The 11,149-nt window shown below is 55.7% G+C and carries 7 protein-coding genes; 5 read left to right on the forward strand and 2 right to left on the reverse strand.

The window, feature by feature from the left end; genetic code table 11:
- Positions 1 to 8: 8 nt before the first annotated feature.
- The gene (locus H5P30_RS15840) at positions 9 to 842 is read right to left on the reverse strand and encodes a helix-turn-helix domain-containing protein (RefSeq protein ID WP_185693885.1); all 834 of its coding nucleotides are present in this window, start codon (positions 840 to 842) and stop codon (positions 9 to 11) included.
- A 199-nt stretch (positions 843 to 1,041) separates the two neighbouring features.
- On the opposite strand from H5P30_RS15840, the gene H5P30_RS15845 reads away from it, so the two are divergent.
- From H5P30_RS15845 to H5P30_RS22295, 5 genes are all read left to right on the forward strand, one after another.
- On the forward strand, positions 1,042 to 2,109 hold the full coding sequence (locus tag H5P30_RS15845) for a Gfo/Idh/MocA family protein (RefSeq protein ID WP_185693886.1): 1,068 nt from the start codon (positions 1,042 to 1,044) through the stop codon (positions 2,107 to 2,109).
- Positions 2,106 to 2,885: an SDR family NAD(P)-dependent oxidoreductase gene (locus H5P30_RS15850; protein WP_185693887.1), complete on the forward strand. Its 780-nt coding sequence runs from the start codon at positions 2,106 to 2,108 to the stop codon at positions 2,883 to 2,885. The genes H5P30_RS15845 and H5P30_RS15850 overlap by 4 nt, the downstream gene beginning before the upstream one ends.
- Positions 2,886 to 2,934: 49 nt before the next feature.
- Positions 2,935 to 5,385 (forward strand): glycoside hydrolase family 38 N-terminal domain-containing protein, encoded by a 2,451-nt coding sequence (locus tag H5P30_RS15855; protein WP_185693888.1) that lies wholly within the window; start codon positions 2,935 to 2,937, stop codon positions 5,383 to 5,385.
- A 154-nt stretch (positions 5,386 to 5,539) separates the two neighbouring features.
- The gene (locus H5P30_RS15860) at positions 5,540 to 8,479 is read left to right on the forward strand and encodes a right-handed parallel beta-helix repeat-containing protein (protein ID WP_185693889.1); all 2,940 of its coding nucleotides are present in this window, start codon (positions 5,540 to 5,542) and stop codon (positions 8,477 to 8,479) included.
- A gap of 462 nt (positions 8,480 to 8,941) precedes the next feature.
- Positions 8,942 to 9,463, forward strand: a complete 522-nt coding sequence (locus tag H5P30_RS22295) for a GDSL-type esterase/lipase family protein (protein WP_185693890.1) — start codon at positions 8,942 to 8,944, stop codon at positions 9,461 to 9,463.
- A 1,036-nt stretch (positions 9,464 to 10,499) separates the two neighbouring features.
- Here the strand turns inward: H5P30_RS22295 and H5P30_RS22750 are convergent.
- Complete coding sequence (locus tag H5P30_RS22750; RefSeq protein WP_185693891.1) at positions 10,500 to 11,096, reverse strand: transposase family protein; 597 nt, start codon at positions 11,094 to 11,096, stop codon at positions 10,500 to 10,502.
- Positions 11,097 to 11,149 lie beyond the last annotated feature (53 nt).

Raw genomic sequence — 11,149 nt, forward strand, 5'->3', positions numbered from 1 at the left:
GAGATCGGTTAACCGGGAGTTCTGTGATTTCGGCGGTAGCCCGAAGGGGATTCGCCGGTCGAGCGGCGGAATATACGGCTGAAGTAGAGGGGATCACGATATCCGACCGTTGGGGCGATCTCAGTGATAGGGAGATCGCTGTGTTGTAGCAGCTGGATCGCGTGGTTCAGGCGCAAGCGGGTGAGCCATGCCTGGGGCGAGTATCCCGTTTTTTGACGGAAGAGGCGATAGAGGTATCCGGTGCTGCAGCCATACTCTTGAGCGAGAGATCCGACTTCGATTGGCTCGGCAAAATGCTTTTCCATATGACGGAGCAGTCGTTGGACCAGACTGGAGTCGGGGCGGGTGCCGTCTTGCAGGAGTCGATGAAAGCGCGAAAGTAGAAGGCTGCAGTGAGCGTCAAGTTCGGGGCCGATGGCCCCACCGGATTGTTTGGAAAAGATCCAGAAACGTTCGATCTCTTCGGCCAAGGAACGGCTATGGATCGTGGCGAGAACTTTGGCTTGCGGTGTACGTTTGTCCAGCCGAGGTGACCGGAACCCCAGCCAGATCGTGTCCATGATTCCTTCGCTCGCCTCCCGGTGGGCCAGTCCGGGCGGGACAAGGCAAACGTCCCATGGCTTGAGGGGGCGGGATTCGGTGCTCTCCAGACGCCCTTCGCCTCCGAGCACGGCGGTAATCTCCCAGTAGTCATGCGGATCAGAGGCCGTCGAACGCCTGGGTCCCCGGAATCGGTCCACGTAGAGCGGAGTCAACTCGCCGGAGCGATTTCCGACCGCTGAACGGCTCCACAGGGTTTCGGGGAAAATACGGATATGGTCTGGATCTCGTTGAGCGGGCATCGGTGGAATGTTGCTCCTGTTCGTAATCTTAATCGTACTCGTAATCTCAATTCCAACCCCATCGATTACGATTAAGATTAAGATTACGAACAGGAGAGCGGCATCGCGTAGATATTTGAGAAAGATGTCACAATTATCCATATAAAAGGAGCGATGCGTCAATGGTCGAAGGCGCCTATTTGCGGTAGTATTGTTTGTGATGAAGATCAAAGCGGCGGTTATCGGGTGCGGTGGAATCTCGCGCTTTCATTTTACAGGCTTGTCTCGCGCGGGTGCTGAGATCCTCTGGGCCTGCGACTTGGATTATAAGGCTGCGGTCGCCCGAGCGGAATCGGTGGGAGCGCGCAGCACCAGCGATCTTGGCGAGGTGCTCGCCGATCCCGAGGTAAATACGATCGTCGTGGCGACGGGCTCTGCCTCCCACAAAAGTATTTGTCTGGCAGCCATCGAGGCGGGGAAGTCCGTCATCTGCGAAAAAACGTTGGCGGAAACTCCGGAGGATGCGTGGCAGATTGTGGAAAGCGCGCGGCGAAAAGGAACGATCTTCTATACTTCCTATATGAAGCGTTTCATTCCGGCGGTAACGGAGGCGAAGAAACGGCTTCCCGACATTGGGAGGATCATCAGCGTTCACATTCGTACCCATCAACCGTGGGGAGACCTGTGGGAAAAAATTCCCACCGAGGGATTTTTCCACACTCCGCCGGGTGGACATTCTCAAGTGGTTCGAAACTATGGCGGGGGCATCCTTCTCTGCGGAGGGAGCCATATGGTCGATCTTGTCCTTTTCCTTCTCGGACGACCGACACGGGTTTATGCCAGATTGCATGTTCCCGACGGGCTTGATTATGATGTTCAGGCCTCCGCGATTCTCGAAACCGGGAACGGTACGGTCCATTTCGAAGCGCTCGCGCATCCGCTCCGTGAGATCGGTTTTCTTCGGGACGGATGGGATGAGAGGATTGAGATCACGGGGACTCGCGGACGCTTGGAAATTTTGAGTGCACAATGGGACGATCCCGAACGAAAATGTTCACGGCTGATTCACACGGAACACGGTAGTGGCGTGGTTCACGACCTAATGGGGCCAGCCGAATCTCCCTTTGATCGGGCGATTGCTTTCTACTGTGGAAACATCGCGCGGGGTGAACAGGGGACACTTTCCCGTTTAACGGGTTACGAGGCGGATGAAGTTCTGGCGCATCTGAAAGCGAGCGGGGAGATTGGACAAGCAATGGAAATTCAATGGAAAGGAAAGGAACAATGAAAACCGTACTGCCACCGAAAATCGATCTAAACGGCAAATGCGCCATTGTGACCGGAGCCACCGGTGAGCTGGGTCGGGTGATTGTCCGAGTCCTCGCGGCGGCTGGAGCCGATGTCGCCATTCATTATCACTCGAGTCGGACTCGGGCGGAAGCTCTTCGCAAGGAAATTGAGTCCCTCGGAAGAAAGGCCTTCGTTTGGGCTGCCGATATCACCGTCGAGGCGGAGGTATTGGCCATGCGCGATGCCGTTCGCAAGGAACTGGGGGATCCCGACATAGTCGTCAATAACGCTGTGATTCAGTACGAGTGGACTTCGGTTCTTGAGCAGGCCGTTTCAGATTTCGAGAGCCAGTTTCGTTCCACGACCTTGCACAATGTATTGATGGCGAAAGCATTCGCTCCGGCAATGATTGAACGTGGGCACGGGCGGATCATTGCCATCAACACCGAATGTGCGATGCAGTGCACACCGTCCCAAGGGGCCTACGCGAGTGCCAAGAGGGGACAGGATGGGGTCATGCGGGTCCTCGCTCGCGAATTGGGTCCCAGTGGAATTACCGTCAATCAGGTGGCCCCGGGGTGGATGATCAGCGAGAAATATCGCGAGGCCGGGCAAGAGCGACAGGAAGCCTACGAGGCGGGTGTTCCGCTGCGCCGACGGGGTGAAGATGTCGATATCGCCAATGCGGTATCGTTTCTCGCTTCCGATCTCGCCTCATTTATCTCGGGCGTTTACCTCCCCGTAAGCGGAGGAAATGTAATGCCTACGATCTAGAAACCTCTTCGATTGATCCTTTTCCAACTCAGTCACCTCTAACACTTCCATGACCTCCGCTCGTCCCGTTTTGCACCTGATCTCGCAGGCGCACCTGGATCCTGTCTGGCTCTGGCCGGTGAGGGATGGAATGGGGGAGGCCTTGACCACCCTGCAGAGTGCCGTAGACCGCGCTTCGGAAACTCCGGGTTTCAAGTTTACCCGTTCGTCGGCCTGCGTTTATCAGTGGGTGAAGGAGATGGACCCGCGGCTTTTTGCTTCGATCAAAGAGTTGATCCACGCGGGGCGTTGGGAGGTGGTGGGAGCGATGGTTGAACAGCCGGATTGCAATATTCCCTCGACGGAAAGCATGTTCCAGCAAGTGAACGCCGGGAGGCGCTTTTTTGAGCGTGAGTTCGGTTCCGATGGGCATACCCGCATCGGTTATAATGTCGATAGTTTCGGGCATTCCGGATCATTGCCACAGGTCCTGAAGCAGAGTGGTCTCGATTATTATGTCTTCATGCGTCCGCAGCTGGGCGACGGTGTCGAGTTTCCATTGCTTTTCTGGTGGGAAGCTCCGGATGGGTCCCGGGTTCTCGCCCAGCGGATACCGATCCAGTATTCCCAGAGCCCGGGGGCGAGCGTGGAGGCGATTGAATCCATCGTTCGGGCATCGGTAGCCGAAGGATTTGCCCCGGGGTTCCAACATGGGCTAATGTTTTTCGGTGTCGGCAATCACGGAGGCGGACCTACCCGGGAACATATCCAAAGAATTCTGGCTTTGCAGAAGGATTCCGCGCTCCCGGAAATCCGCTTTTCGACGTTGAGGGAATATTTCGCCTGTGTGGAGAGCGAAGCGGCGTTCCAGAATCTACCGGTCGTGCGAGGTGAGCTGAACTATGTTTTTCGGGGTTGCTATGCTGCCGACGGTTCCGTGAAACGGCACAACCGAATGGCCGAACAGGCTCTGTTTACGACGGAAGGACTGGATGTGTTGAAGGGCACCGGTGATGCGGGTGCGTTGAAGTCTTCGTGGTGGCAACTCGGGTTTAGCCAGTTTCACGATATTCTGGCCGGCACCTGTGTCGAGGCGGTGTCCGCGGAGAACGGCTACCGTTTCGGCGCGATCCTGAATACGGTGAATGACCGGTCATTGAAGTCGCTAGCAAGTATGGCGAGGCGGGTCGATACGCGGGGTGAAGCCGGCAGTGTCCTCTGTGTCGCGAATTCGTTGCCTTGGAAGCGTTCGATCATTGTCGGGATCGACACGTTTAAGGTGCCGGACGACCGCCACGAGATCTGCCACCTGGAAACTCCGGAGGGACAGGTGATTCCGATCCAGTGGCTCGCGGCGGAGGCAAATTTTGGACCGTGGGGAATGCCGTGGGGAAAGCTCACAGCGGTCATCGAAGTGCCTCCACTCGGCTACACGGTATTGCGCCTTGCCATGAAATCCCGAGAAGTCATCGAATCGACACCCACCCAAACGGAGGTGACTTCGGATCAGTTCCAACGAGTGGAGACCGCCGAGAATCGGCGTCCTGTTCGAAAGGAACCAGCCTTACGGGAACTTCCGGAAGTGCCGGGGTTTCTGACTGCTCCAGTGGGCGTGGTCATGCTTCCCGATGCGAGTGGCACTTGGGGAAATGGCGTGACGCGGTATGATGGAAAAGGGGAGAGGCCAGTGGATCGGGAATCCATGGTTATCGAAGAAGGTCCGTTGCTCTCGGTGGTTCGCGAAATCACTCGCGTCGGCTGGTCGGAGATCTGGATGGATGTGGTTCGCTACGCGCATACGCCGTTCGTGGAGCTGCGCTTGCGATTCAATTGGCAGGAACGTCGTAAGATGCTGAAACTGGAGATTCCGACGGGCTTGCGCCCGGCGCAGGTGGCGGCGAAAGTCTGCGGGGGTGTCGAATTTCGGCCTCCCTCCGGAAACGAAGAGCCCTGTCAGGATTGGGTTGCGGTCGAAGGGGAGTTTTCCGGAAGGAACCATACGCTCCTTCTCGTGAACGACAGCTCCTATAGCTATGATGTGCAGGACGGCGTTTTGAGGATGGTTTTGGCCCGTGGAGTTCCCTACGCCGAGTATCCTCCATTTGATTACAAAGATGATCGCCACGTTTCTTTCCTCGATCAGGGATGGCAGGAGCGCAGATTTTGGCTCCGAGCGGCTCCGTGTAGTTGGCGGGATCTTTATCCCGATCGGCTCGCGCGTGAGCTACAGGCTCCTCCGTCCTGGCTCTTGGATTCCGCCCATCCCGGTGATTTGAAACGAAACGACTCCGCTCTTGAGATTGAACCGGCACAGGTTTCGGTGCTGGCAGTCAGGCTTTCGGATTCGGGAAATGATGTGGCGATTAGGGTGCAGGAAATGAGCGGCCGGGCCTGCCAAGCCAGGGGCGTCCTGCGGGGAGCGTCGTTTCGCTTCGATCTGCGGGCCTGGGAAATCAAAACGCTCCGGATCGTTCGCGAAAGAGGAGGCGTTCGGGTGGAGTCAGGGCCGACTTGTGAATGAGAAAACATGCTCCAAGATGCAATCGCACCTCATAATCGTAATCGTATTCACTATTAATAATGATCACAAGTCATTGTTTATCAGTTTCTTGAATTATGATTACGGTTAAGATCACTAATAAGAATATGGCAATTTCTCGTTTGATCACTTTCCTATGAATCCAGCAAAACAAACCCTATTTCTGTCGCCCAACGGAAACGATCAGTGGACGGGGCGACGATCCGCCCCCAACGAAGATCGGAGCGATGGGCCGATGGCCACGCTTTCGGCGGTGCAGGAAGCGGCTCGCCGTCTCCGTAAAGAGACCGGGAAGGCTGCGCAGGTCTCGGTCGCACACGGTCGTTACCCCCTGGATCGACCGCTGACCTTTACTCCGGCGGACAACGGACAGGTGTGGTCGGCGGCTCCCGGGGCCCGGCCCGTTTTTAGCGGCGGACGAATTTTATCGGGCTGGACCGTGGGCGAGCATGCGGGGCGCGAAGCCTGGGTGCTCGATCTTCCGGAGGTGGCGAAGGGGCAATGGCATTTTACGCAGCTCTGGGTCAATGGACGACGGCGTGAGCGTCCCTGTCTTCCGAAGACCGGTTTTCATACTTTCGCGGGGATGGACGGGCAGCCGAATTCAGGTTTTGCCTGGAATCAGGGGCCGACCCGTGCGGAGTTCCGCCCCGGCGATATTAGGGCGTTTAGGAATTTGGAGGAGGTTGAGTTGGTGGCCTACCAATTGTGGTTCGATACCCACCATCGTATCCAATCCGTCGATGAGACTCGTAACGTGGTCCATTTTCGGCAGCCCTCGCTGGGGAGTTTGTTAGAGCAGTCGGGCGAGCCCGCGCGCTACCGTTTGATTAATGTGTTTGAGGCGCTTTCCGAGCCGGGGGAATGGTATTTGGATCGGACAACCGGTCGCTTGACTTACTTGCCCATGCCGGGTGAGACGGTGGAGAACACCAAAGTCGTGGCGCCTCGTTTGAGCGAGTGTTTGCGCTTTCAAAGCACAAAGTCAGAAGTGGTAGCCGACATCCGACTGGAGAATCTGGCCTTTGCCCACACTCAATGGACCCGGAGTCCAGATCATGTCGGATCGATTCAGGCGGCTTTTGATGTTCCGGGATCAGTTGTTTTTGATCGGGCCGAGAACTGTGTGCTTTTCGGCTGTGAAATCGCCCACTGTGCCGGATACGGGGTCGAGATGCTTACCGGTTGCCATCGCAATATGATCGCGTCCTGCACTATTCGCGACTTGGGGGGAGGGGGCATTAAGATCGGACACGAGTCGCTTGAGGTTCATGAGCCCGCTGTTGGGGAGAACCTTGAGGGTAGCAATCGAAGGATGGCGGCCACCGTCGCGGATTGTAACATCCATGACGGAGGCTGCATCTATCCGAGTGCGATCGGTATCTGGATCGGCAATGCGGGCATGAATCGCATCCAGCACAACGCCATTCACCACTTCACCTATACCGGAATCTCTTTTGGTTGGGTCTGGGGCTACGCGGCCTCCAGTCGTGGTTGTGACAATCGCATCGAATACAACCATATTCATCACATCAACCACGGGCGTTGGCTGTCGGACAATGGGGGTATTTATTCGCTGGGCCTGCAGAGCGGATCGAAGGTCGTCGGGAATCATATCCATGATATCGCCTGCCATCACTACGGAGGTTGGGGACTTTATCCCGATGAAGGCAGTTCGGGAATTCTCTATGAAAACAACTGCGTGCACGACATTCAGTTTGCTGGCATGTCGATTCACTACGGGCGCTTTCTCACTTTCCAAAATAACATCTTCGCACGGATGGACCGGGCGATGCTTGGTCTGGGTCGTGAGGATCTTTCCTGTGCTAACCGATTTGAACGAAACATTCTCTGGTTTGACCGCGATAACCTCGGCGAGGGAGCGGATCGGCCTGCCTCGACGCATGCTACCGCTCGCAATGTGGTTTGGAATGCCGCGGGCTGTGAAGGTGTGAGGTGGCCGCTCGGCACCTTAACGGCCGAGCAGATGGCCGGCCGATGGCTGGAAAGTCTCGAATTGGATCCACTCTTTACCAATCCGACGGGTGGAGATTTTACGTTGCGCGAGGATTCGCCCGCCTACGATCTGGGGTTCCAGACGTTTGATGGCCACCGTGCAGGACCGCGGCAGAAAGCATCAATGCCGGTGTCTTTTACCGATTACTCGTTGCCGGAGGCCGAACCGATTGCGGTTGCGGTGGCCGGGGTCGAGCTGGACAAGGTGATCGAGGAGGAAAATGGGAGGCGTGTCGAGGCGATGCTTCGGGTGCGGAATGTCTCCGAACTCCCGGTCTCCGGAGTCTATCAGGTGCTTGGATCTGGGGCGGACGGCCGCCGTTGGGAAGGGGAAAGTCTAGCTGTGGAGTTACTGCCCGGAGCCACGGTAGAACTCCGATCATCGTTCGTAGTGCCCTCGGATGCCCGCCGCTTCTGGTTGATGGCTTGCGGCGACGAAACAAATCTGTTCAGCGGAGCCACTTTGGTGAATATCCCCGAAACGGTGCCAGTCCCTGCCTTGAAAACGTGGACCATCCCCGAATCGGAAGACGAATGGATTTCATCGCTGGCGGATGGGACTTCGGTGGAGCGGTCCCAGGCGGGAACGCAAATTCTTCGCGCACGGGTAGCGATCTCTGGTGGAGACCAGCTCTGTCTGGTCGGTGAAATCACCGATCCGAAACCGGTCCTCAACGAACACCAGCCGTGGAATGGCTCCTCGCTCGAGCTCTTTTTGGCGCCAGAGACCGGAAAAGAGATGAGACGATCCTTTAATTTCGTTCTCCTGCCGCCAGTGGAAGATGGGGTCGCGGTCTTTCGCGGACTCCGAGGCTCGTCTGTCCCGGAAGGAGCCATATTTAGCACTGCCGCAGCCGAGGGAGTTTGGCGTTTCGCGCTACGCATGCCACTTTCCGGGCTGGAGATAGCACCGGCGGCAGACGGTTTTCGCATGGACCTTATTGTGAATGCGACGGCCACCGTCGCGGGGCAGAATCACCTCCGACTGCCGATATGGGGTTCCGACACTCGAAGTAATCTGACGAACAGCGCATTCCTTGCTCGGGTGAAGTGTCTGTAGGTCTTTTTACTTCCAAAGCGCGACAAGACTTCTCATCCGCATTGGGCGAGTTGGCAGCCGATTGGCGAGGGTGCTTTCTCTTTTCATCAACCTGACAGTTTTGCGCCGATCGCCTTTGCTTAAATAAGGGGAGAAACTCACACGAGATATTCTTTATGAAGACCCTTGATCTGCGAGTTGCCGTTGGGGGTTCGAAAGGCCGAGTTTGTAGTGAATTTGGTTGATTCGGACGGATATGGGTTCGTTGGGGAGTGCTATATAGGGCCCTTTAAGCATCTGCCAAATATTCTATTTACCAAAATAGGAGAAACCTATCGGTTCGAAGTGGAGATCCCAGGCTGGATCGAAAACGAAACGATCCGTTTCCATTTTCCAACTCATTGTACGCTAGCGATCCATTCGATTTACGTCGAAGAAGAGAATTTTTCTTTACCTCCTCCTTCGAGAAGGAAGCGCTGGGTGGTGCATGGAGATTCAATAACGCAGGGTGCGAATTACTCGACTCCTCGCATGGCTTGGCCTGACATGGTTGCCCGCGAGCTGGACTGGGACGCGGTCAATCTGGGAATCGGTGGATTTGGCGTGTTTGACCCGCGGGTAGCGGAGTACGTGGCCAGTCTACCCAGAGATTTTGTCAGTATCCACTGTGGTGCCAATTTGAATGGAAAGGAGGATCATCGGGAGAGGATCCGGCAGTTCCTGTCGATCGTGTTGGCCAATGGTTTTTCAGCGCCGTGTTTGGTGGTCACCCCCATCGTTTGCCTGACGCGTCAAGTGCAGCCGATTCGTGATCAGATCCGTGAGGTCGTGGAGAGTTTCGGTATACCGAATCTTCGGTGTGTAGACGGATTATCGGTCGTGAATCAGCTCAGTGCTTTGAACAGCGACGGCTTGCATCTCAACGACTGGGGAGAGATCTCGTATTACCGATCAATTGTTCGAATATTTAGAGAATGGAGCATTTCATCGAATGAGTATTTTTAGACATGTAGGGTTCCGAAGGCGGGTTGGTCTGTGTCATTCTGGTATTTTGGGAGGCCTTGTGTTGCATGTTTGGGCTGAAGGTGAGGGTGGAAAATATAGCCAAATGTAGATCGAAAGCTCGTCATTAATAATAGGTGTCGAGGTATTCAGCCAGCGGGTAGCTTTTCGCTTGGGAAATGACTCGCCCTCTCTTGCGTAGGATCTAATGCCGGTTACCGAGCATCCCGCTCCGAGGCATGCCCCCATTCAGGTCGTTGAAAAAGGTAAAACCGACGCTGTAATCGTTCTTCGCTCTTAGGGAACTAAAGAGTTGAAGCCAATGGTCGAAGAGCTGCGAAAAGTCTTTCAACTGACAACGGGAGCCGAGTTAAAAGTAATTAGTCCTGAGGAGGCTCTCGCACACGACGGCGTGTTGATTAATATTGGGAACTGGCCTGGGGCAAGAGAGGTTGGGCTCGTAGGGTCGGAAATGCCGATTGAGGGCTTTGCCATAAAGACTGCTCCCAATCAGATTTTTATCGTAGGTCACGATGATTTTTCGGTCGACGGGATTGAGGGGCTTGTATCAAACGGCACGGCGTGGGGAGTTTCGGAGTTTATGGAGCGGTTTTTAGGGGTGCGTTGGTATTGGCCGATCGACTTGGACGGCCGTTCGATTGTTGAGCGCAGTAGCATTACGATAGACCCTGTTTATTTGAGCGACGCTCCTGTTTTTCGAAAGCGAATTTACTGGCCCCCGTTCAGTCCGATCAAGCATTACGGGAGACAGAATTTTGGTGATCTTCTTCGCTCGCTTCGGGCAGGCTCTTCCTGGCCGATTCAGCTTGAGGTGCACACACCTCGTTCTTGGCATGAGAACGAGGACTACGTTAAAAATCGTCCAGATATTTTCGAGAAAAATCAGGATGGCACCCGGACGTGGGAGATGCTGGATTACGCCCATCCAATGACCCTCCAAACCTATTTGGAGGAGATTGCCGACTATGTGGAGAATGGGACCCCTAAGGACTTTATCCGGGGTAAAACGGTTACCGTATCACCCGCTGATTTTGCGGTAAACTCTTACTGTGAAGAAGCGCGCGCACTCTGGGACGAGGATGCCGGTCGATATGGTCAGGCTTCGCGGATCATGGCTGATTTTGTTCAGCGACAGGGGGAGGCCATGCTGGTCGATGCCCAGGAACCTCGGGCAGTGCAGATCGCTGCGCTCATTGGCGAGTCGCTCGGTCCACTGGCGGAAGATCCTCCCGGCCGTAGCCGCACTGACCGGAGAGCGGCTGGAAAGCGTTTTGAGGTCTATTCCGTCCTCGTGGTTCCGGTAGAGCTTATGGCGAAGCTTCTCGGTCGACCGGCGCCACGGGCGGATCCCCGGAGGAGCGGGAACGAAACTCCGGCGACAATCCAGACACTGCCAGCGCCGGGTATGCACCACCAAGTCGCAGCGACTGCTCATCAAATCCAGATGACTGGCCCGCCGCTTATACCGGCCCTTGCTGTGGAGGCGATCGCCTCCACAGCAAGGGCAACGCTCCGGTGCCTCCTTCGGAGACACATGCACCTCACTTCGCTGAGAACTTATCGATTCGACACCGATCATACGGTATCCTTTAATGCCTATCTCTCTATTAATCATCGGGGACAGGTTAGCATCCTCTGCTGCCTGTCCCCACTTTTTGATCAAGAGCG

The organism is Puniceicoccus vermicola (genome assembly GCF_014230055.1).
Taxonomy (GTDB): Bacteria; Verrucomicrobiota; Verrucomicrobiia; order Opitutales; family Puniceicoccaceae; genus Puniceicoccus; species Puniceicoccus vermicola.